The 26,309-nt window shown below is 73.0% G+C and carries 26 protein-coding genes and 1 tRNA gene; 8 read left to right on the plus strand and 19 right to left on the minus strand.

Going from position 1 to position 26,309, the window contains the following annotated elements; translation table 11 throughout:
- Positions 1–42: 42 nt before the first annotated feature.
- Both pruA and AC27IY_RS05075 read right to left on the minus strand, forming a co-directional pair.
- Positions 43–1,668 carry an L-glutamate gamma-semialdehyde dehydrogenase gene (gene pruA, locus AC27IY_RS05070; protein ID WP_423452637.1) on the minus strand — a complete coding sequence of 542 codons (1,626 nt, stop codon included), beginning with the start codon at positions 1,666–1,668 and terminating at the stop codon, positions 43–45.
- A gap of 3 nt (positions 1,669–1,671) precedes the next feature.
- Complete coding sequence (locus tag AC27IY_RS05075; RefSeq protein WP_344205418.1) at positions 1,672–2,589, minus strand: proline dehydrogenase family protein; 918 nt, start codon at positions 2,587–2,589, stop codon at positions 1,672–1,674.
- A 107-nt stretch (positions 2,590–2,696) separates the two neighbouring features.
- Between AC27IY_RS05075 and AC27IY_RS05080 the strand changes: the two genes are divergently transcribed.
- The gene (locus AC27IY_RS05080; protein WP_364445373.1) at positions 2,697–3,749 is read left to right on the plus strand and encodes a PucR family transcriptional regulator; all 1,053 of its coding nucleotides are present in this window, start codon (positions 2,697–2,699) and stop codon (positions 3,747–3,749) included.
- A 67-nt stretch (positions 3,750–3,816) separates the two neighbouring features.
- Here AC27IY_RS05080 and AC27IY_RS05085 read toward each other — a convergent pair whose 3' ends face one another.
- Both AC27IY_RS05085 and AC27IY_RS05090 read right to left on the minus strand, forming a co-directional pair.
- The gene (locus tag AC27IY_RS05085) at positions 3,817–4,920 is read right to left on the minus strand and encodes a glycosyltransferase (RefSeq protein WP_487177244.1); all 1,104 of its coding nucleotides are present in this window, start codon (positions 4,918–4,920) and stop codon (positions 3,817–3,819) included.
- 111 nt (positions 4,921–5,031) lie between these two features.
- Entirely contained in the window at positions 5,032–6,864 is a 1,833-nt protein-coding gene (locus AC27IY_RS05090; protein ID WP_423452634.1) for a SpoIIE family protein phosphatase, read from the minus strand.
- Positions 6,865–6,922: 58 nt separating this feature from the next.
- On the opposite strand from AC27IY_RS05090, the gene AC27IY_RS05095 reads away from it, so the two are divergent.
- Entirely contained in the window at positions 6,923–7,639 is a 717-nt protein-coding gene (locus AC27IY_RS05095) for an ANTAR domain-containing response regulator (RefSeq protein WP_329580002.1), read from the plus strand.
- Between the two features lie 20 nt (positions 7,640–7,659).
- Here AC27IY_RS05095 and AC27IY_RS05100 read toward each other — a convergent pair whose 3' ends face one another.
- Positions 7,660–8,016, minus strand: a complete 357-nt coding sequence (locus AC27IY_RS05100) for an STAS domain-containing protein (protein ID WP_364446234.1) — start codon at positions 8,014–8,016, stop codon at positions 7,660–7,662.
- Positions 8,017–8,197: 181 nt separating this feature from the next.
- On the opposite strand from AC27IY_RS05100, the gene AC27IY_RS05105 reads away from it, so the two are divergent.
- Together AC27IY_RS05105 and AC27IY_RS05110 are read left to right on the plus strand one after the other, a co-directional pair.
- Positions 8,198–8,968, plus strand: a complete 771-nt coding sequence (locus AC27IY_RS05105) for a SigB/SigF/SigG family RNA polymerase sigma factor (protein ID WP_344205423.1) — start codon at positions 8,198–8,200, stop codon at positions 8,966–8,968.
- Positions 8,969–8,983: 15 nt separating this feature from the next.
- Positions 8,984–9,394 carry an ATP-binding protein gene (locus AC27IY_RS05110; protein WP_423452633.1) on the plus strand — a complete coding sequence of 137 codons (411 nt, stop codon included), beginning with the start codon at positions 8,984–8,986 and terminating at the stop codon, positions 9,392–9,394.
- An 82-nt stretch (positions 9,395–9,476) separates the two neighbouring features.
- Here AC27IY_RS05110 and AC27IY_RS05115 read toward each other — a convergent pair whose 3' ends face one another.
- The 4 genes from AC27IY_RS05115 to AC27IY_RS05130 all read right to left on the minus strand — a co-directional run bounded on the left by AC27IY_RS05115 (position 9,477) and on the right by AC27IY_RS05130 (position 11,622).
- Complete coding sequence (locus tag AC27IY_RS05115) at positions 9,477–9,674, minus strand: hypothetical protein (RefSeq protein WP_329579995.1); 198 nt, start codon at positions 9,672–9,674, stop codon at positions 9,477–9,479.
- A gap of 1 nt (position 9,675) precedes the next feature.
- Positions 9,676–10,491, minus strand: coding sequence for a hypothetical protein (locus tag AC27IY_RS05120; RefSeq protein WP_487177245.1), 816 nt, complete (start codon positions 10,489–10,491; stop codon positions 9,676–9,678).
- Positions 10,492–10,498: 7 nt separating this feature from the next.
- The gene (locus tag AC27IY_RS05125; protein WP_329579989.1) at positions 10,499–11,047 is read right to left on the minus strand and encodes a hypothetical protein; all 549 of its coding nucleotides are present in this window, start codon (positions 11,045–11,047) and stop codon (positions 10,499–10,501) included.
- 146 nt (positions 11,048–11,193) lie between these two features.
- Positions 11,194–11,622 (minus strand): helix-turn-helix domain-containing protein, encoded by a 429-nt coding sequence (locus AC27IY_RS05130; protein WP_487177246.1) that lies wholly within the window; start codon positions 11,620–11,622, stop codon positions 11,194–11,196.
- Between the two features lie 93 nt (positions 11,623–11,715).
- Here AC27IY_RS05130 and AC27IY_RS05135 point away from each other — a divergent pair.
- Positions 11,716–11,789, plus strand: a tRNA-Pro gene (locus tag AC27IY_RS05135).
- A 270-nt stretch (positions 11,790–12,059) separates the two neighbouring features.
- Here the strand turns inward: AC27IY_RS05135 and AC27IY_RS05140 are convergent.
- The 10 genes from AC27IY_RS05140 to AC27IY_RS05185 all read right to left on the minus strand — a co-directional run bounded on the left by AC27IY_RS05140 (position 12,060) and on the right by AC27IY_RS05185 (position 23,116).
- Positions 12,060–13,259 (minus strand): hypothetical protein, encoded by a 1,200-nt coding sequence (locus AC27IY_RS05140; protein WP_487177247.1) that lies wholly within the window; start codon positions 13,257–13,259, stop codon positions 12,060–12,062.
- Between the two features lie 11 nt (positions 13,260–13,270).
- Positions 13,271–15,205: a TOMM precursor leader peptide-binding protein gene (locus AC27IY_RS05145; RefSeq protein ID WP_487177248.1), complete on the minus strand. Its 1,935-nt coding sequence runs from the start codon at positions 15,203–15,205 to the stop codon at positions 13,271–13,273.
- The gene (locus AC27IY_RS05150; RefSeq protein ID WP_487177249.1) at positions 15,202–16,941 is read right to left on the minus strand and encodes a hypothetical protein; all 1,740 of its coding nucleotides are present in this window, start codon (positions 16,939–16,941) and stop codon (positions 15,202–15,204) included. Before AC27IY_RS05150 ends, AC27IY_RS05145 begins: the two co-directional genes overlap by 4 nt.
- Entirely contained in the window at positions 16,938–18,143 is a 1,206-nt protein-coding gene (locus AC27IY_RS05155; protein WP_487177250.1) for a hypothetical protein, read from the minus strand. The genes AC27IY_RS05150 and AC27IY_RS05155 overlap by 4 nt, the downstream gene beginning before the upstream one ends.
- Positions 18,140–20,737 carry a lantibiotic dehydratase gene (locus tag AC27IY_RS05160; protein ID WP_487177251.1) on the minus strand — a complete coding sequence of 866 codons (2,598 nt, stop codon included), beginning with the start codon at positions 20,735–20,737 and terminating at the stop codon, positions 18,140–18,142. The genes AC27IY_RS05155 and AC27IY_RS05160 overlap by 4 nt, the downstream gene beginning before the upstream one ends.
- A 62-nt stretch (positions 20,738–20,799) precedes the next feature.
- A complete protein-coding gene (locus AC27IY_RS05165; RefSeq protein ID WP_329579958.1) occupies positions 20,800–20,961 on the minus strand; it encodes a thiazolylpeptide-type bacteriocin in 162 nt (53 codons plus the stop codon).
- Positions 20,962–20,976: 15 nt separating this feature from the next.
- Positions 20,977–21,123: a thiazolylpeptide-type bacteriocin gene (locus tag AC27IY_RS05170; protein ID WP_329579955.1), complete on the minus strand. Its 147-nt coding sequence runs from the start codon at positions 21,121–21,123 to the stop codon at positions 20,977–20,979.
- Positions 21,124–21,133: 10 nt separating this feature from the next.
- A complete protein-coding gene (locus tag AC27IY_RS05175; protein ID WP_423452624.1) occupies positions 21,134–21,295 on the minus strand; it encodes a thiazolylpeptide-type bacteriocin in 162 nt (53 codons plus the stop codon).
- Positions 21,296–21,365: 70 nt separating this feature from the next.
- Complete coding sequence (locus AC27IY_RS05180) at positions 21,366–22,175, minus strand: ABC transporter permease (RefSeq protein ID WP_487177252.1); 810 nt, start codon at positions 22,173–22,175, stop codon at positions 21,366–21,368.
- Positions 22,172–23,116 carry an ABC transporter ATP-binding protein gene (locus AC27IY_RS05185; RefSeq protein WP_487177253.1) on the minus strand — a complete coding sequence of 315 codons (945 nt, stop codon included), beginning with the start codon at positions 23,114–23,116 and terminating at the stop codon, positions 22,172–22,174. The genes AC27IY_RS05180 and AC27IY_RS05185 overlap by 4 nt, the downstream gene beginning before the upstream one ends.
- Positions 23,117–23,321: 205 nt before the next feature.
- On the opposite strand from AC27IY_RS05185, the gene AC27IY_RS05190 reads away from it, so the two are divergent.
- The 3 genes from AC27IY_RS05190 (at position 23,322) to AC27IY_RS05200 (ending at position 26,307) form a co-directional block, all read left to right on the plus strand.
- Positions 23,322–23,507, plus strand: a complete 186-nt coding sequence (locus tag AC27IY_RS05190) for a thiazolylpeptide-type bacteriocin (RefSeq protein ID WP_329579942.1) — start codon at positions 23,322–23,324, stop codon at positions 23,505–23,507.
- 80 nt (positions 23,508–23,587) lie between these two features.
- On the plus strand, positions 23,588–24,670 hold the full coding sequence (locus AC27IY_RS05195; protein ID WP_487177254.1) for a hypothetical protein: 1,083 nt from the start codon (positions 23,588–23,590) through the stop codon (positions 24,668–24,670).
- On the plus strand, positions 24,667–26,307 hold the full coding sequence (locus tag AC27IY_RS05200) for a hypothetical protein (RefSeq protein WP_487177255.1): 1,641 nt from the start codon (positions 24,667–24,669) through the stop codon (positions 26,305–26,307). Before AC27IY_RS05195 ends, AC27IY_RS05200 begins: the two co-directional genes overlap by 4 nt.
- The last annotated feature ends 2 nt before the right edge of the window (positions 26,308–26,309 follow it).

Here is a 26,309-nt window from a genome sequence, read left to right on the forward strand (position 1 = left end):
GGGGAACACCCCGGGGGCTCGTGGCGCGGAACGGTCAGGGACTCAGCCCATGTGCGGGTAACGGTGGTCCGTGGGCGGGACGAACAGCTCCTTGATCGTGCGGGCGTTCACCCAGCGGATCAGGTTGAAGATCGACCCGGCCTTGTCGTTGGTGCCGGAGGCCCGCGCGCCGCCGAACGGCTGCTGCCCCACGACCGCGCCCGTCGGCTTGTCGTTGACGTAGAAGTTGCCCGCCGCGAAGCGCAGCCGCTCCGAGGCCGAGGCGATGGCGTACCGGTCCTGCGCGATGATCGAGCCGGTCAGCGCGTACGGCGCCACGCCCTCCATCTGGTCGAGCACCCGGTCGAAGTCGCCGTCGTCGTAGACGTGCACGCCGAGGATCGGCCCGAAGTACTCCTTGACGAAGATCTCGTCCGTCGGGTCGGCGCACTCCAGCACCGTCGGCCGGACGAACCAGCCCGTGCTGTCGTCGTAGGAGCCGGTGAGCAGGTCGATGTCCGCGGACTCGCGGGCCCGGTCGATCGCCGCCTTGTGCTTGGCGAAGGCCCGCCCGTCGATGACGGCCCCCATGAACGTCGACAGGTCGCCGGTCACGTCCCCGACGGTCAGCGACTCGGCCGTGGCGACGAAGTCGTCACGCATCCGGTTCCAGATCGAGCGCGGCACGTACGCCCGCGACGCCGCCGAGCACTTCTGCCCCTGGTACTCGAACGCGCCCCTGATCAGCGCCGTGGACAGCACGGCCGGGTCGGCGGACGGGTGGGCGAGCACGAAGTCCTTGCCGCCGGTCTCGCCGACCAGGCGCGGGTAGGCGTGGTAGGAGGCGATGTTCTGGCCCACGGTGGCCCACAGGTGCTGGAACGTCGCGGTGGAGCCGGTGAAGTGGATGCCCGCGAGCGCCGGGTGGGTGAGCGCGGCCTCGGAGACGCCCTGGCCGTTGCCGGTCACCATGTTGATGACGCCGGGCGGCAGCCCGGCCGCCTCCAGCAGCCGCATCGTGAAGTGCGCGGCGAACTGCTGCGTCGGCGACGGCTTCCAGACCACGACGTTGCCCATCAGCGCGGCCGAGGCCGGCAGGTTGCCGGCGATGGCCGTGAAGTTGAACGGCGTGATCGCCAGCACGAACCCCTCAAGGGGCCGGTACTCCATCCGGTTCCACACGCCGGGCGAGGAGATCGGCTGGTCGGCGTAGAGCTGCCGGGCGTAGGACACGTTGAAGCGCAGGAAGTCGATCAGCTCGCAGGCCGAGTCGATCTCCGCCTGCTGCACCGACTTCGACTGGCCGAGCATCGTGGCGGCGTTCAGCGTGGCCCGCCACGGCCCGGAGAGCAGGTCGGCGGCCTTGAGGAAGATCGCCGCCCGCTCGTCGAACGACAGCGCCCGCCAGGCGGGGGCCGCCTGGAGCGCGTTGTCGATCGCGTCCCGCACGTCCTGGGCCGTAGCGTCGTTGGTACGGCCCAGGACGGAGGCATGGTTGTGCGGCTGCACCACGTCGATGGGGGTGCCGCCGCCGAGCCGCTGCTCGCCGCCGATGGTCATGGTGAGGTCGAGCGAGGTCCCGGAGAGCTCCTTGATGCGGTCCTCCAGCGCGGCCCGCTCGGCGCTGCCCGGCGCGTAGCCGTGGATCGGCTCGTTCACGGGCGCGGGGACGTTGCTGATGGCATCCATTTACTACTTACCCCCAAGGGCGCGAAGGAAGAAGGCGACGTTGGCCGGGCGCTCCGCCAGGCGGCGCATGAAGTAGCCGTACCAGTCGTCGCCGTACGGGACGTAGACGCGGACCGTGTGTCCGGCGCCCGCCAGGGACTCCTGCCGGTCGGTCCGGATTCCGTAGAGCATCTGGAACTCGTGGTCGCCGATCGAGCGCCCGAAACGGTCGGCGAGCAGCTCCGTGATCGCGATCAGGCGGTCGTCGTGCGTCGCCACCATGGGGTAACCCTTCCCCGCCATGAGGATCCGCAGGCATCGCACGTACGCCTTGTCGACCTCGGCCTTGCCCTGGTGGGCGACCGAGGCGGGCTCGCGGTAGGCGCCCTTCACCAGCCGGACGCGGGAGCCCTCGGCGGACAGCTCGCGGCAGTCCGCCTCGCTGCGGAACAGGTACGCCTGGATGGCCACGCCCGTCTCCGGGTAGTCCTCGCGCAGCTTGCGCAGGATGCCGAGGGTGGAGTCGACGGTGGTGTGGTCCTCCATGTCGAGGGTCACGGTCGAGCCGTTGAGCGCGGCGGCCGCGCAGATCTCGCGGGCGTGCTCCAGCGCCATGGCGTCGTCGAGCCGCTGCCCGACGGCCGACAGCTTGACCGACACCTCGCCCCGCGTGCCCAGCCCCAGCGGGCGCAGCGCCTCCAGCAGCGTGATGTACGCGCCGGCGGTGGCCTTGGCGGCGCCCGCGTCGAGCGTCTCCTCGCCGAGGTGGTCGATGGTCACGGCCAGGTTGGCGTCACGGAGGCGTTCGACGGCGACGCGGGCCTCCTCGACGCTCTCGCCCGCGACGAACCGCTCGACCACCTTGTTGGTGAGCGGGAAGCCTGACACGGAGCGGCGGACGAGGCCACTCCTGGAAGCGGCGAGCAACAGTTGACCGAGCATGTGTTCAAGTTTAGAAATCGCAGGTCAGAGGGGTCCATTGACGGGCGTAACGCCTCATGTGGCAGGCTGTCATACAAATGTATGACGCGGCAGACCTACAAGAGACCGTGGACGAGATCGCCGCCCGGCTGGGCGCCTCCGCCACGCTGGAGGACCGCTCGTTCCGGCTGCTCGCCTACGGCGCTCAGCACGGCGACATCGACACGGTCCGCCAGGAGTCGATCCTGCGCAGGCGGGCCAGCGGCGAGGTGCGCGACTACTTCGAACGCTACGGCATCGCCCGCGCCGGCGGCCCCGTGCGGATCCCGGCCGACGCCGCGCTCGGGGTCCTCGCCCGGGTGTGCTGGCCGCTGCGGCACGGCGAGGTCACCTACGGCTACCTGTGGCTGCTCGACTCCGGCGCGCTCACCGACGAACGCCTGGCCGCGGTCGCGCCGCTCGTGGCGAGAGCCGCCGCCGCGCTCGCCCAGGAGGCCAGGAGCCGCAGCGACCTCGGGCGGGGACTGCTCGCGCTGTTCTCGGCCGACCCGGAGGAGCGCGCGGGGGCCGCCATCGAAGCGGCCGGCCCGGTCACCGGCCCGGTCACGGCCATCGCGGTACGCGAGTCGCAGGAGCGGGTCGCCGCCCTGTGGACGCTGCCGCGCGGGGTGCTGGCCCGCCCCGGCTCGCCGGTCGCCCTGCTCGCCCCCGCGCACCTGGCGGGGGAGGTGGCGCAGACGGTGCGGAGCGCGTACGGCACCGCCGCCGGCGTGGGCGCGCCCCGTACGGACCTGGCCGACGCCTGGCTGAGCTGGCGTGAGGCCCGCCAGGCGTTGCGCATCGCCGAGCACTTCCCCCGGTACGCCCCCGTCGCCCGCTGGGAGGACCTGGGCGTGCACCGCCTGCTGGCCCGGCTCGGCCTGCCGGACCTGCGCGAGCTGGCGGCCGAGGTCGCGGCGCTGGACGACGAGCTGGCCCAGACCGTGGAGGTCTACCTCGACCAGGGCGGGCACGCCCAGAAGGCCGCCGCCGAGCTGGGCATCCACCGCCAGACCCTCTACTACCGGCTGGGCAAGGCCGAGCGCCTGGCCGGCCGTGACCTGTCGGACGGTGACGACCGCCTGGCCGTCCACCTGGGGCTCAAGGCCGCGCGCCTGTGCCGCCAGGAGGGCCGCCCGTAGCCGGTGCGCTCCTGAGCAAGCGAACGGCTCCGGCAGGGAAGCCCTGCCGGAGCCGGAGAGACGTTCGTCAGGCGCAGGCGGCCTCGTACACCCGGACGAGCTCCTGGCTGACCCGCTCCCAGGAGTAGCGCGAGCGCGCCCGGTCGGCGCCCGCGTAGCCGAGCGCGGTGCGCAGCGTCGGGTCCTGGAGCAGCTCGCGGGCCAGCCGCGCGGTGCGGGCGGGGCGGTCCGGCGGCACCAGCAGGCCGGTCACGCCGTCGATGACGGAGTCGAGGTGCGCGCCGACGGCGGAGGCGATGACCGGCACGCCGCAGGCCATGGCCTCCAGCGCGACGATCCCGCTCGCGGCCTCGCGCGGCACCGACACCACGGCGTCCGCGCTGCGCATGAGCTTCGGCACGGCCGCGCGCTTGACCTGGCCCAGCAGCGTCACGCGGTCGGCGACGCCGAGCTGCTCGGCCAGCACGCGCAGGCGGCGGGCGTCGCGGTCGGCGTCCAGGTCCTCGGGCTCGGGGCCGCCGGCGATGACCAGCTCGACGTCCTGCAGGCCCTGCAGCGCCCGCACGATGGTGTGCGCGCCGCGGTCGGGGGTGAGCGGGCCGACGTGCAGCAGCCGCTTGTGGGAGCCGCGCGTGGCGACCGGCCCGCGCCGCTGGAAACGCTCGGTGTCGACGCCCGGGGGGACGATCGCGATGTTGTTGCGCGGCACGCCGATGCGGATCAGCGCGGACTCCTCGTCGCCCGAGCCGGCGATGACGGCGCGGGCGCGGCGGCCGAGCGCGCGCTCGACGTCCTTGTGCGCGGTGTCCACGGTGTGGAACGTCTGCGTCACCGGCACCGACAGCCCCTGCGCGCCGGCCACGGCGGCCAGGCCCCAGGTCCAGGAGTGAGCGTGGATCACGTCGGGACGGTCGTGGTTCCACCGCTTGGAGAGGTGGTCGCCGAGGTCGTTCAGGTAGGGCAGCACGTCGTCGGCGGCCAGGTCCTTGGCCGGGCCCACGTCCAGCTGCTCCAGCGTGACACCCGGGGCCACCCTCGTCTTGGGCTTGCCTTCGGTGTTGTCACGGCGGGAGTAGATGGTGACGTGGTGCTCGCGGCCCAGCTCGCGGGCGACGGCGAGAAGGCGGTGGCGCTGGCTGCCTCCGGCGGAAGCGACGATCGCGATATTCATGGCACACCTCAGCAACGAGAAAAGCGTCAGAAGGTGTGCCTGCGTCTTAGGCACGGAAAGGCTGTGCCCTAGAGAATACCCAGCTTTGCCGCGATCGCAAACCCCCACAACTCAGACACCCCGCAGCGCGAACACCACGATCTCGTCCCAAACCTGGCCACCGGAGAACAGGTTGCGGTCCTCCTCGACCGCCTTCACCACCGCGCTGGGCTCCTGACCTGCGCATCTGGCCAGCACGTCGGCCAGACGCTCCTCGCCGTACGGCTCGCCCCGGTCGTTCCTGGAGGAGATCAGGCCCTCCGAATAGAGCACCAGCGTCTCCCCGGGAGCCACCGTCAGCGTCTCCACGCTCGTCTCCGCCTCCGGCGAGATGCCCAGCGGCACGCCGCCGCCGGCCGCGTAACGCACACCGCCGTCGGGCTGCAGCAGCACCGCGGGATGGTGCCCCGCCGACGACATCCGCAGCGTGCGTCCCTTGACGAACCCGGCCACGGCCATCACGAACATGCCCGTGCCCTGCGCCACCAGCGCTTCGTTGACCTTGCGCATCACCAGGTCGGGATCGGACTCCCAGGCGCTCAGCACCCGCAGGCCGCCGCGCACCATGGCGCTGACCGAGGCCGCCTCCTCGCCCTTGCCCGCCGCGCCGCCCAGCGCGAAACCCCAGCCCTTCGAGACCGGGAACACGTCGTAGAACTCCGCGCCCACCGACGAGCCCGGGTGGTAGACGGCCGCCGCCTCGTAGCCGGGCACGTCGGGCAGGTTGCGCGGCGCGACGCTCGCCGACAGCGCGTCCGCCGCCCGCGAACGGCTCTGGTAGCTGCTCTGGGCGCGTACCGCGAGGCCGAGCTGGAGCCCGACCTCCTGCAGCACCGCGAGATCCGCCAGCGTGAACGGCGGCCGGTCGTGCCCGCGCACCAGCGTCAGCGCGCCGTCGCCGTTGCCGATCGGCACGCACACCAGCGAGCCCGCGCCCATCGCCGTCAGCAGCGGCCCTTCGGCGGAGAAGCCCAGCAGCGTCTCGTCGTCCACCATCTCCTGGACCACGCCCGTGCGCCGCTCCAGCACCTGCAGCACCACCTGGCTGCCCATCGGGTCGCTCGCCTCGACCTGGCGTACCAGCCCCGCCACCGGCAGGTTCTTCGGCCCCATCACGGCCGAGCGGCGCGCCAGCCCGTCGCGTACGAGGTCGGCGATCACCCAGTCGGCCCACTCGGCCGCCAGCAGGCGGGTGGCCCGCGCCACCGCCACCGGGCGCAGCAGCGCCTGCTCGTCCAGCAGCAGCTTGCCCATCTTGACCAGCAGGTCCTGCCGCTTGGCCGCGGCGATGAGCAGCGCGCCGTCGGACTGCTCGGGCCGCCGCGCGCCAGGCTCGGGAAGCTGCACCTCCGTCGGCAGCGCCACGGCCGCCACCATCTGCTGCGGCTCGCCCGGCATCGTCAGCCTGGTCAGCGCCACCTGCACGGTGTGGGTGCGCCCCTGGTGCGCCAGCCGGGTCTCGAACGCCGACGGCTGCCCGGTCTGCAGCACCGACGTCAGGTGCGAGCGGAACGCCGCCCGCCGCGACACGTCCACCAGCAGCGGGAACGAGCGGCCCACCAGGTAGCCGTCCGGGCTGCCCAGCATCCGCGAGGTCTCGGGGTTGATCCGCCTGACCACGCCGCCGCCGTCGAGCACGATGACCGGCACGGGGAACGCCCGGAACACCTGCCGCAGCAGCTTCAGCTCGCGCTGCGCGCCGTCCTTCCTGCCCGCCGTGCGTTTGGGGGCCTTGCGCAGCTGCTCGCGCGCCTCGGCCAGCAGCTCGACGGCGGTGTCGAGCTCGGCGAGGGTCGCGTCGAGTGTGGGCGCCAGGTCGTTGGGGTAGGCGGTCCTCGCCTCACGCAGCGACGTGACGCGCCCGGCCAGCGCGTCCAGCGCATGTTCGAGGTCCGGCATGGTCATCCTCTGACGCTACGCTACTCGGGATATTGGTTGCCATATGGGGTAGAGGCTTATCGCTATGGAATCGACCGCCCTGATCACCCCCGGTCTCGCCCGTGACCTCGCCGCACTCGGCCGACTCGGCGAGGACACCTCGATGGAGAGCGTACTGAGGGGTCTCACCACGGCGCTGGCGGCCGGGGTGCCGGGCTGCGCGGGCGCCTCCGCCGAGCACTGGCGCGACCAGCGGGTGCTCGTCTCCGGCTCGCACAGCGAGCTGATCATGCTCGTCGAGGGCGAACGCGAGGTCGGCGAAGGCCCGTCCGTGGAGGCCAGGAAGAGCGGCGCCCGCGCGTCCGTCGCCGACGTGCTCACCGACGGCCGCTGGCCCCGCTACGACGCCCTCGCCACCCGCTGGGGCATCCGCTCGGCGCTGGCCGTGCCCATCGACGTGGCTCAGGCCCAGCTCGTCGTCGGTCTCTACTCCGTACGGCCGGGCGCGTTCTCGCCGCAGGGGGCGCACTCGCTCACCGACATGCTGACCGAGCAGCTCGGCGTCGCCATGGCCAACATGTGGGACTTCGAGGAGGTGCGCACCGACGCCGCGCAGCTCCAGGAGGCGCTCGCCGGTCGCGCGCTCATCGACCAGGCCAAGGGCATCATCATGCAGACCAGCGGCTGCTCCGCCGAGGACGCCTTCGAGGAGCTGCGCAGGATCTCGCAGCACCACCAGGTCAAGGTGGCCGACCTCGCCAGGCTCCTCGTGGAGGAGCACCAGCGCAAGTCACGCCGCTGACCCGCCGCCCCGCCCTCCGATCAGCCGAGGGCGGCGAGGGCGTCGTCGAGCGTGTCGTAGAGCGGCAGGCGCTGCGCCAGGCCCGTGATCCACATCACCTTCGACTTGGAGTACTCCACGCCGACCAGCGCGAACCTGGACCCGGAGGCCAGGCTCGTCTGCCAGTGGTGCACGATCAGGCCGAGGGCGCGTGAGTCCATGAACGTCACGCCGGCGAGATCGAGGATCACGTCGGCACCCGCCATCGACAGGTAATCGGCGAACTGCTCGCGCGTGGTCGCGTCGAGCACGCCGTCGACGCGGATCACGCTGATCCCGTCGACGGCAGACGACGTCAGGCTCAGGGCCGCCGCGGTCCCCTCGCCGTTCTCCGGCATTGTCACGCAGCAACCCTACTGTCACCGCGGGAGGGAGGAATACTTCCGGCGCCAGGGGGGACACTGGAGCCGAAGTCCAGCAGAGGGCTTTCGTCTCGAGAGTAGAGCGAGGTGTGCCTCTGCATGGGCTTTTTCACATTGCTCCCGCGGAGGCCGCCCTGCATCCATATGAGGAGCAGCGATGGCTGTGCAGGAATACGTCCTCGAGGAGATGACCGCCGAAGAGCTCCTGGCCGAGATGTCCCGGGAGGACACCCCCGCAAGCCTCAGGGAGCGGCTGCGCGAGCGCATCGTCGAGATGCACCGGCCGCTCGCCATGGAGATCGCACGGCGCTACCGCTACCGGGGCGAGCCGTTGGAGGATCTCCTCCAGGCCGCGTATGTTGGCCTGATGAAGGCCGTCAACGGCTTCGACGCGAGCCTCGGACACGCGTTCAGGGGCTACGCCGTCGTCACGATGACCGGGGAGGTCAAGCGTCATTTCCGCGACCGCACCTGGGCCATCCGGGTGCCGCGCCTGTACCAGGAGCGCCGCTCCGAGCTCAACAGGCTCGTCGCCGACCTCAGCCAGGACCTCGGCCGATCGCCGACCGTCGCCGAGCTCGCCGCGAAGATGAACATCACCGAGGAGGACGTCCTGCTCACGCTCGACGCCTCCGCCGCCTACAGCACGCTCTCGCTCGACGCGCCGCTCGGCACCGACGACGACGCCGCCTCGCTCGGCGACGTCATCCCGGAGGACGACGACACGCTGAGCACGATGGTCGACAGGGAAGCGGTCAAACCACTCATCGACGCGCTCCCGTCGCGCGAGAAACACATTCTGCTGCTACGGTTCTTCGGCAACATGACGCAGGCGGAGATAGCCGCTGAGTTCGGGATCTCCCAGATGCACGTCTCGCGCATTCTCAGGAAAGTGCTGGACCAGCTGCGTACCGAGCTGGTGGGTTGAGAAGAGAGTCGCCGGGTGAACGAGGACGTCGAGCCTCAGTCGGGCCACGCGGGCCCGCCACCCGGCGCGCCCGTGAAACGGCTCCGGTTCCGGCTGCCGGACCTGCCACAGGTCCGGCAGTTCGCTGAGGACGGAGCCCGCGACGCCGGCATGCCCGAGGAGTCCATCGGCGACTTCGTGATCGCCGTCAACGAGGTCGCCACCAACGCCGTCACCCACGGCGCCGACCAGGCCGTCATGCGCACCTGGGTCGCGAGCGGCGAGCTGGTCGTCGAGGTGCACGACGAAGGCACCTGGAAGCCGGGGCCGATGCCCGGCGCCGTGGGCGGCATGGGGCTGTGGGTCGCCCGGCTGCTGTCGTCCGACCTGACGCTGCGCGTCGGCGACGGCGGCAGCACCGTGATCATGCGCTTCCCCGGCAAGTGACCCCCGCGGGGGCGCACGCGGAACGGCCCCCCGCCTCTGGATCACACGGAGGGCCGTTCGGTCTCGGGGTGGGGCCGGCGGGTCAGCGCCGGGCGCGGCCCCGCCAGTTGCTGTAACCGCTGCGGATGCCGGCCGTGCCGACGCCCGCCTGGTGCAGGGCCAGCAGGCACAGACCCAGCAGGGCGAAGGTCATGCCCGAGAACCCGCCGGGGATCTTCGCGCCGACCAGGTCGAGCAGGAAGCCCAGGCCGAAGATGATCGCTGCGACTATCGCGAGCATGTCATCTCACCTCATCCCTGATGGTGTTCGGGTTGTGGGAGCCGTACGTGGACGTGTGCGCGCCGATCGTCCCTGCTGCCGTCTGCGGCGTCGTGTTGGGCGTCGCGTTCGTCGTCGGGGTCGAGGAGAGCGCCAGGAGACGCTCCAGGACGCTCCTGTACTCGCGCAGCGCCTGCCGGAGCTGCTCGGTGTCCGGGGTCCCGGCGTCCTTCCAGCGCTCGCGCAGGGCGGACGTACGGCTGTTGAGGCTGGCGGTCACCGACTCCACGACCTCGCTCAGCAGCCCGTCGGCGCGCTGCACGGCGTCGCCGGGGTCGTCCACGAACGCGGCCTGCAGGTCGCGCCAGCGGGACTGCACCTCGGCCGGGTCCTGGTCGAACAGGGCCACCTCGGCGGGGGCGGCGTGCGCCGGCGTCTCGGCCGGGACGGCCCCCGTGGTGGTGTCGGGGTGCGGGGGAGGGGACGGCATCGTGGTCTGCTCGCTGCGGGCGAACTCGTCGTCGTCGCCGTCGTCCAGGAGGTCGTCGTCCAGGCGGTCCTTGTCCAGGGGGTCGCGCGTCTCCGCCGAGTGGATCCTCTCGTCCTCGCGCACCTCGCGCCGATCGGGGTCGTCGAAGCCGCCGGCGTGATCGGCGTGATCGGGGTTGTCGTCCAGGACGTCCCGCCCGGTCCCGGTGGGGGTCCCGGCCACTCGTACGTCCCGGGCCTCGGACTCCTCCTCGTACCCGCGCTCGTACGTGTCGCGAGCCCGTACGTCGTCGTCCCGCTCGTCGGGACGCTTGGCCGGAACCTTCAGCTCATCGCTGCCGCTGCTCATGTCTCCCTCACCGTCCTCGGGTGGTTTCCTGGAGCAGCTCCTCGAACAGCGCGCGGTAGTGCACCATGGCCTGGCGGAGCTCCTCGGTGGAGGCTTCCTTCCTGGCCGCGCGCCCGCTGATCTCGTGAGCCGTCCGGTAGTGGTCCAGGGTGGACGCGTGCCGTACCGACAGGTCGGACAGGCGCTGCTCGAAGTCCTCAGTGGGGTAGCCCCGCTCGGCCATGACGGACGTGACCAGCTGGTCGGCCTCCGTCACCGCGAACATCGGAGCGTCCACGAAGCGCTCCTGCACCTCGGTCCACCGGTTCGCGTACGAGTCGCGGGTCTCCGGGGGGAGGGGGCGGATGTCGAGCTCCTTGAGCCGCTCCTCGCGGGCCCGCAGCTCCTCCTCGGCCTCGCGCCGGTTGTCGCTCTCGGCTACCACGCGTTCGTACTCGGGGCCGAAACGCTCACGGAGATGACTGCTGCGCTTCTGCCGCTGACCGACGAAATATGCCACAGCGGCGAGTGCCACCACCGCGACCACGACGACGGCCACCCACGCAAAGGTGGTCATGATCTTCGCCTCCGGTCTCTCAACTTGAGACCAGCGACTTCCCTCGAACGGGTAGGTAAAACTCGCCCAACCCCACTAAAAGGCCCGGATCGGCCTTGCCCGGCCCCGATCCTCCCGCCCGTGATCGGCCCTTTCGCAGCCTCCGGCTACCGCCTCTCGCCCAGCGCCTGGAGCGCATCCTCCAGCACCACGGCCACGTGCGACTTGCCCGCCGCCGCCGGGACCTCGCTGAACCCCTCGGCGGCGTCGTACCGGACGTCCAGCCCGGCGTCCACCAGCCGCTGCGCCCACCGCAGCGCCGTGTTCAGCCGCTCGGCCGCCGGTGGTCTCCCCTGCGCCGCCGCCGACAGATTGCGCAGATTGGTCGCCGGCCCCGACTGGGCGTGGGCCCGCGCCAGCTTCCACGGCAGGGCGCGGCTGTGGTCCATCATCGGCTTGGCCAGCCCCGCGGCCCGCTTGGCCTGCAGCACCCCCGACTCGCTGACCCCGAAGTGCCCCGCCAGCTCCTGCACGCTCATGCCCTGGGCGACCAGCCGTGCCAGCTCCTCCTGATCGATGGTCGGCTTCCGCCCCACCTGCCACCTCCACTACCGCTTCACGTGTGCGCGTGTACCTCCGATGTGCGCTAAGGTTATGACGTCCCGCCCCGCAGGGGGCGGCCGACAAACCGGGACGTAGCGCAGCTTGGTAGCGCACTTGACTGGGGGTCAAGGGGTCGCAGGTTCAAATCCTGTCGTCCCGACTTGTGAGAAACCGCAGGTCGGAGGTCGTTTTCGAGAAATCGGGAACGGCCTCTTCGCGTATTCCTGGGGACCAATCTGGGACCGAACCAGGACAGATCGACGCGCCTGGCTCTTTTGACCGTGGGTCAAGGGGAGAGGTTTGCCTGCCGAAGGTTGGATGCGTGCCTCCGGCGCTGCATGAACCATGTATTCCGCCGTCCCAAACCTGCAGAGTCGGGCTGTGGATTGACGCAGGATCGGATCAGTCGTCCAGGCACTCGAGAGCGTGATCACGAAGTGGCGTCACGGGCCAGCGGCGTCAGGTCGTAGGAGAGCGAGGCGAACCGTGGGCGTCCGACCAGGGCCAGGTAGAGCAGGTCATGAGCGGCGGGTGCGCCGGCGGCGGCCTCCAGTGACGCTTCCCTGACGCTGCGCACCGGGCGGCAGAACAGGCCCTGTACGGCCGCAGCCGTGCAGGCGTGCTGCGCCAGCGCTCCGGCGGCCCGCAGGAGAGCGGGGTAGGCCGGGGGTCCCTCCTCCCGCACCGCGCGCCCGACGTCGGCGGTGATGAGAACGGCCAGGTTCATGCCGCCTACGTGGATCTGCTCGGGCGGGTAGGTGAAGGCGGCCTGGACCGCCGCCATCGCGGCGCCCGGTCGTCGTAATTCCAAGGGGGACGGCGGGTGGCAGTCGTCGCACCTTCGCGGCTCCGAGGGAGACAGCGCGTACCAGCCGTCCGGCAGGCCGGTCACGTTCCTGAGCGCCAGCCGTACTCTTAGGCGCGAGGTCGCGGCAGGAGAGCCCGGCGGCGGATCCGTGAGCGCCTCGGCGACCGCCCGGGCAGCCGACTCCGGCAAGGGCCTGGGGTCGGCCGACACGCCGCGCGGCCCCAGACCAGCGCTGCGCCAGGAGGGCAAGGGCGGCAAGGCGGCGGCGGCCGAGGCGCCGGGGGTGATCGTGACGCCCGCGGGATCCGGGACGAGGGTGAGCCCATAGCCGGGCGCACGTTCGGCCAGGGCTCCCATGAGGTGCCCGGCTTCCAGCTCGGCCAGGGCCTCGGCGAGCGAGCCGTAGCCAGCGGGCAGCCGGTCCGGACGGCGCCGCAGATCCAGCCTGACCCTCCGGGCGGGGCGCGGCGAGCCGGGACCGGCCAGGGTGCGCCGGACCAGGTCGACGCGCCAGGCACTGATGCCGATCCGCAGCCAGGGCTCGATCAGGTAGGCGGCGCGCGGCGAGGGGTAGGCGCGGTGGTCGTTGAACGGGTTGTGCGGCTCCCAGCGGGCCGGGGTGAGCACGTCCGTCAGGAGCCTGGCCAGGGCGGCGCCGAAGTCACCCCAGGCCGCGAGCGAGCTCAGCGGGGTGCCTGGAACGGCGGGCGGCTCAGGCCGTACCGGGCCCTCGGCGTGCGGGCCCTTGCCCGGCCCGTGCTCATGCAAGGTGGCCAGGACGGCGGCGATGCTGTCGGCCGACGGGGCAGGGGAGTCCGTCATGAGAGGCTCCGTCACGGAAATGGGTGGGGTGGCAGGCGGTCGGGTCCACGTGTGGGGCGGCGGCCCAGGAGGGCGGGGACGCTCCAGAGCCGGTCCAGGCCGCGCAGGCGCCGGTTGGCGTGGCCGAAGGTCATCGGCAGCGTGCCCGGCACGATCACCTTCGCCGCACGCAGGCCCAGACGGTCGCGGATGACGGGATGGCTCTGGTCCACGGCGACGAGCTCCAGGCCGAGCCCACGCAGATGGCCGACGTAGTGGTCGAGAACCGCCCACAGGTCGCCGCCGGGCGGAGCGGGGGCGGGCACCGGTTCCGGAGCGTCCTCCAGGAGGAACGCGTACTTCCCTGCCGCCTCCGGCAGGCCGTACACGGCGACGTGGTCCTCCATGGTGCGGATCCGGTCCGGGTCGTCGAGCAGGCGCAGCAGCCGCTCCCTCGTGTAGTCGCCCGGCGCCCGCCTGGCCCGGTCGGCGGCGGATTCGACGTCCACGGCGATCTCCGCGGCGGCCGAGACCATCGCGGCCACCGGATCGGGATGCGCTCCTGCGGCGAAGAAGGCCGCGGGCTGCCTGCCGTCCCTCCGCCGGGCCATCGCCAGGGCGACGGGGACGCCGAGATCGTTCGTGGCGTCGAGGAATTCCAGGACGTACCCACGGTGGTCGAGGCGATCGACCAGGTGGGGCAGCAGGAGATGATCGTCCGGTACGGCGAGACGGGGCAGCGGGGTGCCCGCGTACCAGGCCATCAGGAACGCGTCGCGCTCCGCGACCTCGAAGAAGCCGTGCAGCACCGCCTCGGCCAGGCTGTTGCCCAGCCCGCAACCGCTGGAGGTCTCAGCCACGAACCTGGCCGCGTCGCTTCGTGGCAGCCCCCAGTAGGCGACGTGCTCGGGGACGAGAAGGGGCGTGGAGCGGGTGAAGGACCAGCCTTGAGCCCAGGTGGTCGGCACGTCGGGGGCGTAGGGGACCAGGGTGCGGTGGGGGTCGGTCCGGTACCGGCCGGGCTCGTGCAGGCCCAGCGTGGCGGGATCGACCGCGCGGTCCGGGCCCAGGTCGGCGAAGGCCGCCCACACCGCGCCGCCTGCGCCACCCGCCCGCGCCACCCTGCCCGCGCCACCCGTGACACCCGCGCCGGCCGGGCCGCCGTGCGGGCGCATGCCGCTGAGTCGCTCGACCGCCTCGAACAGGGCCACCCGCTCCGACTGCGCGAAGTCCCCCGTCCGGCCGAACCCGGCCACCTGCCCGTCCGGGTCACCGGCCAGCATCGCGGCCACCGTGGGCAGGGCCAGGGAGCCACTGCGTCTGAGACCTGCCACTGGGCCGTAACGCGAGTCGATGAGCGTGTCGTGGAGGCGTGAGCCCTCGGTCCTTGGGTTGTGGGTCCGCAAGGTGCCCGCGACGGCCGGCAGCGGTGCTCGGGCAGCGGGTTCTGCGGCGGGGGACGACGTCTGTGCGACGGCCGTCGCAGCCGGGGGCGATGGCTGGGCGATGGGCTCCTCCGCCGGCCGCGGTGCGCATGCCGGACATCCCTCGGTGCGGGGCATGACGGTGTGGCGGGTCATGGAGCCGTGGTCGGTCCGCAGGGCGTAGACGACGTCCGCGTGCTGCTCGGCGTCGGCGAGCATCGTGGCCGCCAGCTCCAGCAGAGCGGGCTGGAAGGCGGGCGACGCCACACCTCGCAGGGTGAGCCGCGGGTCGCCCACCGGGACGGCGGTCCCGAACGCGGCCAGCCGCTGGGTCTCGGCGCAGGCCAGGCAGACGCCGCCTCGGGGGCCCTGGACCGGGCCGATCAGGACCAGTGCGCCCTCGTGGCAGATCGGCAGTAACGGATGCCGTCTGCTCTTGGTGCGGGCGGCGAGCTCCTCCAGCTCGGCCAGGCGGTACCGGGTCAGGAAGAGCGCCTCGGCGTCCGTGTCGCGTAGCTCTGCCGCGCAGGAGCGGATCTTCATCGGGCGCGTCCGAGGACGAGCGGCCGCGCCGCGCGGGCAGGGGGTACCCGGACCGCGACCAGACCCGAAACCGCCCGCAGCCCGCCGGCCCCGGCTTCGTCCGCTACGAGTGCAGTCGGCCTGAGCGCGGTGACCCCGATTTCAGTGGCCTCAGCTGCAGGGGTCTCATGCTCGCCGGCCAGGGCTGCGAGGGCCTGCTGAAAGCGGGCCTCGCCTTCGCGGGAACCAGACGGCCAAGCATGGTCCCGGTACCCCCAGGGAAGCGGCTGGGGCGAGGGCTGCCATGCCGGGGTCGCGCCGCAGACCGGTGGACCTTCGGCGATCGACCGGCCCGCTCGGCGCGCCTGTTCCCTCGCCGTCGCCGCGAGCAGGGCGAAGGCTGCCGCCTCGCCTGCTTCGGCTTCCACCGCCCAGCCGAGGACACACCCGCGTGCACTCACCTGGGCGTGCACCACGCCGGCCGCGAGCCGTACCACCTCGATGCTCGCCGGTACGGCCAGGCGTAGGGTCAGCGCTTTCCACCAGCGGCGCGCCGCGGGGTCGTCGGCCCACTCCGCCTCCTCCACGAGCTCCACGGCCTCCGCCGGTTCCAGCCGGTCGCGATGGGTGGCCAGGCGCAGGGCCAGGCCGCGGGCGTGCAGGTGATCCATGCCGACGGCCACGTCGGAGGGCCGGGCGACCGCGGACAGGGCGGCGTGCAGGCGGGCGGCGTCCAGCGTGGTGCCGTAGCCCACCACCTCGCCACAGGCGGCCAGGTTGACGGGGAGCTGGGGCAGATCCTGCGCCTGTGGGGCGGGCACCAGGCCCAGCTCAGGATCGGCGAGGACGTCGAGTGCCGCCACGGCCTCCTCCCAGGAGAGCGCCTCGCGGGGTGGCTCGGCCTCGGGCCAGGGGTGATAGGCCATCCTGAGCGGGTCGAGGCGGGCGACCAGGACCGCGGGGTGCGGTGTGGGGGTCTCGCGCCCTTCCCGGGAGGGGTCGGGCAGCCCGGCCGCCGCGCACAGCAACCGGTGCACCGCAGCCCCGGCCACCAGTGCGCAAAGGACCTCGGGCGGCTCCGTGGTGGGCACGTTCGACAGGCGGGGGGCCGCGTCGGCGGATGCCTCATCCGCCGATGTCTCGGTGGACCCGCCCGACAGGCGGTGGGCCACGGCGGCGGCCAGCGCTGCCGCTGTGTCGGCGGAGCCCGGGGGTACGGCGTAGCCGACCTCTCCCAGGCACCCGGCCACCACGGCGAGCCGGTCGGACGCCTCCAGCGTCAGCGTGGAGGCCGGCCCCGGTACGCGGCGGTAGCGCATCCCCGCCGCGGCCAGGGCGCGCTCGGCGGCGGCGGCCGGCGCCCCCGCGCCGCAGACCGTGAACACCGTCCCGGCGAGCCGGTGCCACGCGGCGGCGGGGTCGGCCGCCGAGGACTCAAGCCAGGCGGCCACCGCGATCGGCGGCAGGTCGGGGCCCGGTTCCCCCCACCCCTGCGGCACGGCCACGAGCATGTCGTGCTCGCGCAGCTGGCCGATGATCAGCTCGATGGCGCGGGTGACCGGTTCCGGGGCGCCGGGTGGGGCGGCCAGCTCGGGGGCGGGCACGCCGCCCGCCAGGGCCGCGGCGAGATGCTCCCACAGCCGCCACAGCCCGGCCCCGCCCTTGACGGTGAAGCTCGACGTCCACCCGCGTACGTGCACCCCGTCGGCGGTGGGGGCGGCGTGGACGACCGGGCGCAGCCGGAGCACCTCCGTCATCGCGCCACCGACCCGAGGGGCGCCCCGAGCTGTTCGCGCCAGCTGGTGCCCGTCACCTGCTGGACCGCGCGGGCCATCATCGAGGCGGCCAGGTACCGCTCCATGGGGGTGACGTCGCAGACGGCCAGGAGCTGGTAGAGCATGTTCGTGCCGAACCGGTAGACGGTGAAGCTGCGGCCGAGCGGAGGCCGGGTGAAGTCCACCGAGCGCAGCGCCCGGTGGTATTCACTGACCTCGCGCGGGGCGCCCGGGTCCCAGCGCCGGGCGGTGCGCGGATCGTCGAGCAGGGCGGCGCGTGCGGCGTAGCCGGGTCCGAGCTCCATCACCAGGACGCCGTCGTCGTAGGCCTGCCCGGCCTCGGCGCGGGCCGCCGCGCTCCAGGCCCGCCAGGCCGACACGGCGGCGGAGGGCCGGTGTCCTTCGGCGATGCGTGCCACGAGGTCGACGGTCGCCTCGCGGTTGCGTTCCCAGGCGGTGTCGAGACCGTGCCGGACCCGGCCGTCCGGGTCGTGCCAGGTGAGGAAATCTTCCACGTGCGACAGGAAGGAGTGGTAGCCGTGCTGCAGGCCGTGCGGGTACTCGTCGGCGTGCACGGTCATCGCGGTGATCGCCAGGGCGATTCGGCCGGGCGCGCTGTCGCCGTCCGATGCGAGCTGGTCCAGGGCGGTACGGCACGGCGGCATGCCCCGTTCGAGCACGCGCGAGCGCAGCCGTACCAGCTCGGCCGAGCCCAGCAGCCCGGCGGCCGAGGCGTGGTCGGCGGGGGTGGTGGTGACGGTGTTGTCGGGAAAAATGGGCTCGTACGGCCCGGCGACCAGCTCCAGGCGCCCGGCCTCGCGCGAGTGGGCGAGTAGTTCGGCGGGGGTCTGCCGGTTGGTCGAGGGGTGGCGGCTCAGGTGGCCGCGCAACCGATCGGCGACCAGCTCCGCGGCAGCGGCCAGCTCCGCCGGGACGGCCGCTCCGAGCGCGGAGACCGGGTCCGGCGCCTCGGCGGCCATGCCGTCCGCGGGGTTCGCGGCGCTCATCGTGTCTGGGCCGAGTCGGAGGCGGACGCGCACGTGGGGGCCGTGGAGCCAGTGGCGCTCGACGTGCCCGCGTACGCCCGCCGCGACCGCCTCCTCCAGCGCGGGAAAGACGGCCTGCCTGAGCAGCCCCGCCTTGACGGGCTCGTAGTAGTAGCAGACGACGTCCAACTCGCTCATGAGGCTCTCCAGCAGGATTCGACGATGAGCTCGGTCACCGGTTCGTCCACGGTCCCCGGTACCGGCAGGGCCTCCACCAGGGCGATGTCCTCGGGGTACCGCTCCAGGTGGGCGGGCAGGCAGCGCAGGTGCAGCGCGTTGCCCAGATCGACGTACTGCGGCTTGGCCGCCCGCAGCTTGCGCAGGAACCCGGCCAGCGAGTCCACGGCCGTGGACGCCTCGGCGAACAGGTGCTCGGGCAGCCCGTGGCGGGCCCGGAGGCGGGCGGCGGCGACGGCGGGATGCTCGCTCCTGAAGGCTTCGCGCAGCGCGGTGGCCGCGTCGTCGGCGAACTTCCACTTGCGGCGCTGCAGCACGATCCCGTCGTGGGTCAGCCGCCCCAGCTCCGTCACCCCGCCCGTCTCGCGCCTGCCCGCGAGGCCGGACAGTGCCGGATGCCCGCACACCAGGTCCGCGGTGAGGGGCGCGGTGCGGTCCGGCAGCGAGTAGGGCACGAGGAAGCCCAGGTAGAGCACGCTCAGGGGGCGTCCGGTGGCGCGGTCGACGACCCGGACGAGCTCGGTGTCCTCGTCGTGGAGGAGGTCGAGCTCCTCGGGCGGGAGGTCGGCCCAGCGTGGGTCCTCGCCCACCTCGCGGGCGGTGACCATGGGGTGCAGGTTGGCGTTGAAGCCCAGCACCGGGCGGTATTGCACGGTGTCGGGGCCCAGGACGCGGTGCAGCCATTCCGTCACGGCCGCCGTGGCCGAGGGGTCGAGCTGGGGCAGGAAGCGGCTGGTGAACCTGGCGAACCCGGCGTAGACGTGGTTGACCGCGAGCCCCCCGCCGGGGACGGGCTGGACGAAGTAGGAGTAGGAGACCGGCCGGGCGTGCACCCAGGCGGGCAGCAGGTCCGCGGCGGCTTCGACGGCTTCCCCGGGGATCTCGCGGTCGAGCGAGTGCGGGTCGCCGGCGGCGGAGATCAGCTCGCGCACCTGCTCGCGGGCGGCCTCGATGCCGGGGTCGCGCCGCCTGTTGCCGAGCACCTGGCTCCAGACCTGCGACATCAGCTCGGTGCAGGCGGACAGGGGCACGCGGGCGCCGCTGCCGTACAGGTCGACGAACCGCTCGGTGACCAGGCGGCGGACGAACAGGTGGTGGTCGAAGAGCATGGTCAGCGGGGTGAGCCGGGCCAGCGCGGGCAGGTCGGCGCGGCCGTCCCTGGCGCCCAGGGCCAGGGGGCGGGGGAGGGTGACGTCCTCCATGAGAACCGGCACCCCGGCCAGGTCGGCGCCCACGAGCTCGCCCGTCTCCCGCCAGTCGTCGGCCAGCGCGGCGAGCGCGGCCGGGCGGGCGGCGGCGGGCAGGCTGGAGAAGGCCGCGGTGCGCTCTCGCAGGCTCGCCAGCCGCCCGGCCAGCGAGCCGCCCGCGACCACGCCGCCCGCGACCACGCCGCCCGCGACCACGCCGCCCGCGACCACGCCGTCTGAAGCCACGCCGCCGGCGGCCGGGGCGGTCTCCAGCCAGCGGGCCAGGGAGCCCAGCACGTCCGGGTCCTGCGGGTCGACCGGCCACACCGGCACGATGAGCCCGACGTCGATCATCTGTCCCACGTACGCGCCCGCCGCCTGCGCGGCCGCCGGGCCGGCGATGTTGCGCGCCAGCAGTTCGGCCAGTTCCCGAGGGGTGTGTTCTCCCTGGCGCAGGTGCCGGAGGAGGAAGGCGATCGGCCCGGTGAGGGCGAGCTCGACCCGTTCCTCCCGGGCCGCGTGCACATGGGTGGCGTCGGCCTGGGGGATGTCGCGCTGGTACACCACCCGCCCGTCGCGCTCCCGCAGGGCGGGTGCGAGCCGGTGCGGCAGGTTCACGCGTCTGCCCGGGTCTCCGAGGAGGGCGTTCAGCAGCCGGGTGACCAGGACGTGGTTGACCTGCGAGCAGGCGCGCGGCTGGGGGTCGCCGCCAGGGCGCCCGTCCCACCAGCCGAGGCCGACCGAGGTGTACCAGGACAGCGGGCTGGTCTTGGAGGTGGCGCGCAGCGCGTAGCGCAGCACGGTGGGCTCGGCCTGGCGGGCGCGCTTGTCGGGGCGCCCGGCGCACGCGGCCGTACGGTCCACGCCGTACAGCAGGTCGCGCCCGGTGAGGGTGACGGCCTGGCGCAGCGGCTCCGCCGTACAGATGCCGGCCAGGACCTCGCGTTCCGCCGTCAGCGCGTCGCCCCATCCGGCCGCGAGCTCCTGCTCCAGCCGGGCGCGTGCGCGGGCGGCGGCCAGCCACCCGGCCAGTCCGGGCACCCTTTCTGGCAGGTCGCCGAGCCGGGCCACGAGGGATTCGCGCGGCACCCGGCCGTTGTGGACGTCGCGCCGCAGCGGCAGCACCACGGCGCGGTGGAAGCCGAGGGAGTGGTGGGCGGCACTGGCCGCGAGCGCGTCGGCCAGGCCGGGCGCGGCCGCCTCCATGGTGCGCAGCAGCCCGGCCAGCTCACGCAGGGCCGCACGCCACGGCTCGGCCGCCTGGGGACGTTCGGGATACGGCAGGGCCGCGCGCCTGACCACCGCGAAGGGCGCCAGTTCGGCGCTCGCCGTACCGCTGCCTGACGGCCTGTCCAATGTGCTGGTCATCACGCATCCTCTGTGGGTGGTCCCCCGGCCACCCGTGAGCGGCCGGGGGTGTGAGCGGCTTCCTAGATCGGGTCGATGGAGCAGCAGGAGCTGCACGACATCGACAGGTTGGAGCAGCTGATGCCGGAGGCGCCGGTCTCGGGAAGCGCGACGCTGTCACGCATCGCCGTCACCGACAGCTCCTCCAGAGCCAGCTCGTCGACCTGGAAGGCGAAACTGGGCATGGCACCTTCTCTCACTCAGGTGGGTTGGATGCACGAGCAGCACGAGGAGGTGGTCAGGCACCCGGAGGCGGCGGTCTCGGGGAGGGCGACGCTGTCGCGCATCGCCGTCACCGACAGCTCCTCCAGGTTCAGATCCGTCACCTCGAAGGGGAAAGCGGTCATCGCGTGCTCCCTACTGGATGACGATGCAGCAGCAGGACGAGGATGTGGCGATCGAGGTGAACGCGCTGCAGGCGGAGGCGCCGGTCTCGGGAAGCGCGACGCCGTCGCGCATCGTGGTGACCGACAGCTCCTCCAGAGCCAGGTCCTCCAGGGTGAAGGTCAGGTTCGGCATGGGGTTTCATTCCTTTCCGTACACGTACGAGTGCGGCTGGCGGGTGGAAGGGAAGCGGCGGGCACCTCCTTCAGTCCAGGGCGCGGCGGCCGAAACCGAGCGCGCCTGCGACCGCGAACCCCGCGCCGGCCACCGCCATGACCAGCAGGCAGAGCCAGAACGCGAGGTGCGGGATCTGGGGGACCATGACCGCGCGCATGGCCTCGCTGACGTAGGTGAGCGGGTTGAGCGCGCAGACGACCTGAAACCACGGCAGCCGCTCCAGCTCCGGCCAGGGGAACTGGGTGGCCCCGGTGAACATCAGCGGCGTCAGCACCGCCGCGAAGACGGTGTTGATGCCCCGGGGCGAGACCGCGGTGCCCAGGGTCATCCCGATCGCCGAGCCCACGAAGGCCCCCAGGGCCATGACGAGCAGGGCGGGCGGCACGGAGGCGAGGGCGATCTCGGTGCCCGGCAGGACGAGCAGGCCCAGCGGGATCATGACCGCTCCGGCGAGCAGGCCGCGAACCGTGCCGAAGAGCATCTTCTCGACGGCCACCAGCCAGATCGGCAGCGGCGCCAGCAGCCGGTCCTCGATCTCCCTGCTGTAGGAGAAGTCCAGCGTCAGCGGCAGCGCGGTGTTCTGCAGCCCTCCGACGAAGGCGTTGAGCGCGACGACTCCAGGCAGCAGCACCGCTCCGAAGTCGCCGCCGACGTAGCCCAGGTCGCCCAGGACCGTGCCGAAGACGAACAGGATGAACAGCGGCTGCAGCACCACCTGGGTCAGGAAGGCGGGCAGCTCGCGCCAGGTGACGACGAGGTCGCGCGTGAGGATGGCGGCGAAGGAGCGCGCCACGGGCGGCCTGGGGGTCGCGGCCCTGGCCTCGTCGATGGTGGTCATCGCAGCTCCCGTCCGGTGAGGCGGAGGAAGACGTCCTCCAGGCCGAGGCGGGCGAACTCCACCCCGGCGAGCGTGAGGTCGTGGCCGGCCAGCGCCTTGACCACGGTGGGCAGCACCTCACCGGGATCGTGCGAGGTGTACAGGCGTACGCGCCCGCCCGGCAGCTCCTCCACGCGTTCGACGGTCTCGACGGCGGCGAGCGCCGCGGCCGCCGCGCCCTCGGCCGAGTCCAGCGCGAGCGTGAGGGTGTTGCTGCCCGGCAGCTCCCTGACCAGGGCGCCGGGGGTGTCCAGCGCCAGCACCTTGCCGTGGTCGAGGATGGCGACCCGGTCGCAGAGCTTGGCCGCCTCGTCCATCTGGTGCGTCGTCAGCACCACGGTCACGCCGCGCTCGCGCAGCTCGGCGATGCGCTCGTGCACGAACAGCCGCGACTGCGGGTCCAGCCCGCCGGACGGCTCGTCCAGGAACAGCACGCGCGGCTCGTGCATGAGCGCCCTGGCGATCATCACGCGCTGCGCCTGACCGCCGGAGAGCCGGTCGGTGCGGTCGCCCGCGCGGTCATCCAGGCCCATGCGCTCCAGCAGCTCGTCGGCCCTCCTGCGCCGCTCGGCGCGGGGCACCGCGTGGTAGGCGGCGTGGCACTGCAGGACCTGCCGGATGCTCAGCGAGCGGTCCAGGTTGGTCCGCTGCGGCACCACGGCCAGCACCTGCCTGGCCCGCGTCGGTTCCCGCAGCACGTCGACGCCCTCGACGACCACCCGGCCGCCGCTGGGACGCACCCGCGTGGTCAGCACGCCGACCGTGGTGGTCTTGCCGGCCCCGTTCGGGCCGAGCATGCCGAAGACCTCTCCGTGGCGTACCTCGAAGCTGATCCCGTCGACCGCGGCACGGGGATTTCCCCGGTAATTCTTGGTGAGATTCTCGACCTCGACAGCGTTCATTTCTTCACCGATACCGATCGCGTCGTGGAAACGGGCGAAGCGTATTCACGTGGGCTCGCGACAGTCAAGGTCCGAAAAATTGGCCGACCGCTGTCAGTACACCTTTCCGACAGCATGGTCAAGACAGCAGAAAAGCTGTCAGGTGATGGCGGCGGGACGCGGCCCATACTCCGGGAGTCGAACTCCAGCACCTGGGAGGTGAATCATGTCCCCTGCGATCACTACCGCCGACTTCGGCCTCGCCGACCTGGATCTGTCCAGTCTGCAGGTGACGGCCATGCGTGACGCCGTCGCCCTGCCCGAGACCGGCGCCTCGTCAGGATCGTCGAGCTGCGGCGGTTGCTCCACCTGCGGCTCGTCGTCCTGCTGCGGCGGTACCGAGATCGAGTGATCTACCGGCCGGGACGCCGCTTCCGCCGGAACTGCGCCCCGGCCATTCAAGAACCTTTTTACGCGCTTGGACGGGTACGTATGATCGACGTTGTCTGCCATTATTACGAGGATTTCAAGGCGCCGTTGCTGCGGCAATTCCTCATTCCGCTCGCGCGGTCTTTTCCCGGCAGCGTCCACCTCGATCGGCATTGGTTGCGCGGGCCGCACGTCCTGCTCCGCTTCCACGGTCCTGGCGATCACGCCCGGGCCGCGGAGGAGGCCGCCGACGCCTGCCGACGCCACCTGGCGGCCTTCCCCTCCACCGCCGTGGTGGATCCGGCCGAGCTGGTACGGCAGGCGGAACTGGCCGGGCGGGCCGAGCTCGTGCCCGGGCCGTACGCACCCCTCCACCCTGACAACTCGGTGCTGGTGCGCCCTGCCGACCTGGCTCCCCTGGTCGACCTGCTGGGCTCGCGGGCCGCCGTGCTCGAGCGGTGCGAGCTGCTGGCCCTCGGCCTGGGCGCGGTGGAGCGGTCACTGGAGCTGGCCGGCGACCCCGGCTCCCGCGTCACCCTCGCCCTGGTCGCGATCACCGCCCATGCCGCCGGCTATCCGGCCGGGCTGGGAGCGGGCTACCAGTCCTTCCTGTCGCACGTGGCCGACCATCTGGCCTACGAGGATCCCGACGGCGACCTGGAGGCGGCCTTCGAGCGCCAGTGGGCCGAGCGCGGCGCGGGGGTGACCGAGCTGGTCCGCGCCGTCGCGGAAGGCGGGGTGCTGCCCGGCCGGCTGGAGGGCGTCGCGGCGGCCTGGCGCGCCTGGTCGCGTGACGCGTCCGCGCACGCCGACGCCGCTCTCGACACCGCCGCCCTGGTCGGCGGCCGTAACGGGCACGCCGCCGTCGCCGCCCGTTTCGGCGGCGACACCGAGATCCGGTGGGACTTCACCCGCCGCCACTACAGCGAATACCACCAGCTGCTCAACCGGTCCGGGTTCGAGAAGGTGGCGCTGAGCAGGCCCTTCGGGCTCTACCGTTTCGGCACCAACGTGCTCTACCGCCTGCTGGCGCTGTGCGACCTGCGGCCTGTGGAGCGTTACCTGGCCGCCTACCTGTTCAGCGAGGCGGTCGAGCGCATCACCGGGCGGACGTGGCGCGAGCGGCTGGGCGGAGTTCCGGCGTGAGCGCGGAGGCGGTCCTGCGGCTGCGCCCTGTGGTGCGGGCCGGTCGCCTGCCCGCGGGTGTGCACCTGCGGTCGTGGAGCGGCGCGGTCAGCCTGGAGGGGGCGGCCGGGCTGTGGCCGCTGTGGCAGCGGCTGGCGCCGTTGCTCGCAGAGGGGGTGAGCGAGCGCGATCTCGACGCGCTGTGCCCGGAGCCCGCTCTGCGGGAGGCCGTGCGGATGCTGCTCGATCGGCTGCGGGAGCACGACCTGCTGGTGGCGGTACGGCCCGGCGACGGCATGCCGCCGGCCGTACGGGGATGGCTGGAATCGGCGGCGCCCGACCCGGACGCGGCGTGGCGCTCGCTGGGCGCGGCCAGCGTGACGGTGCGGGGCGAGGGGCGGCTGGCGGAGGCGGCGCGTGACGCGCTGGCCCGCTGCCATATCGGCGCCCGCACGGCACCCGCCTCGGACGGCCTCACGCTCATCGCGGGCGTACTGGTGGTCCGCGCCGCAAGCCTGGGCCCGACGGGGTTCGTCACGCCCGCCCTGCCCCCCGCCCAGGCCGCCGCCCTGGCCGACGCCCTGACCACCCGCCTCGCGGGCCCTCTGGCCACCCCTCACTTGCCCGACGCCCCGTCCGCCCGCCTCGCGAGCCCTCCGGCCACCCCCCGCCTGCCCGGCGCCCCGGCCACCCGCCTCGCCGACCCTCCGGCCACCCCTCACCCGCCCGGTGCGGGCCATGGGCTCGCGCCCGATGTGATGCTGGCCGAGCTGCTGGGAGCCGCGGCGGCCGACCGGATGGTGAGGGCGATCGCCGGATGGCCCGCCAGGTCCGGCGAGGTCTTGCTCGCCAAGGCCGACCCGCTGGAGGCCTCCTACCGCCCCTGGCCTCCGGCCGCCCCGGTCCCGCCCGCCCGCCGCGTCACGCTGGAGGAGGCGCTCCGGCGGGCCGCGCTGCTCACCGACCCCGACCTCGGAGCGCTGCCCCCCGCCGTCCCGGACGGCCACCCCCAGCTCCCCCTCGGCCTGGTCGTGTGCCCGCTGCCCGGCCGCGAGGTCATCGGAGCCGGTCCCACGACCGACACCGCCCATCTGGCGGCCGTTCAGGCCGCCGCCCAGGCGCTCATCGGCGAGGACCCGGCGCGCGCGGCCGTGGGCGCGGACGAGCTGCACGCCTGCGGCGTCCTCCTGCGCCGCCTGGCCGACCGCCTGGCCGCCGGGCTCGCCCCGTGGCGCGGCCCGGTCCCCGGCAGCCACTGGTGGCGCGTCCTGACCCGCCGTCTGGGCCGCGCCGTGCGGCTGTGCCTGCGCGACCTGGGCGGCGCCTGGCACGCCGAGATCGTCGACAGCGGCGGCTCCCGCCTGGGCTGGGCGGTCGAGCGCGACCGTGACGAGGCGGCGGCCATGGCCGCCATGGCCGCAGTCGGCACGCTCCTGGCACCGGGGCCGGTCACGCCGGTCTGCGGAGCCGTACCCTGCCCCGATCTCACCCCGGAGGAGCGCGACGGCGATCTGGGCCGGTGGTTGTGGCCCGCCGCGCTCTCCGCGCACGAGGAGGAGATGCAGGCCCGCCTGCGCGAGCTGACCGGCTGCCTGCCTCACCGCGACGAACGGCCCTGCGCGGTGAGCGCCGCGGGCTTCCAGATCTGGCGGAGCTGAGC

The organism is Nonomuraea sp. B208 (genome assembly GCF_057536035.1).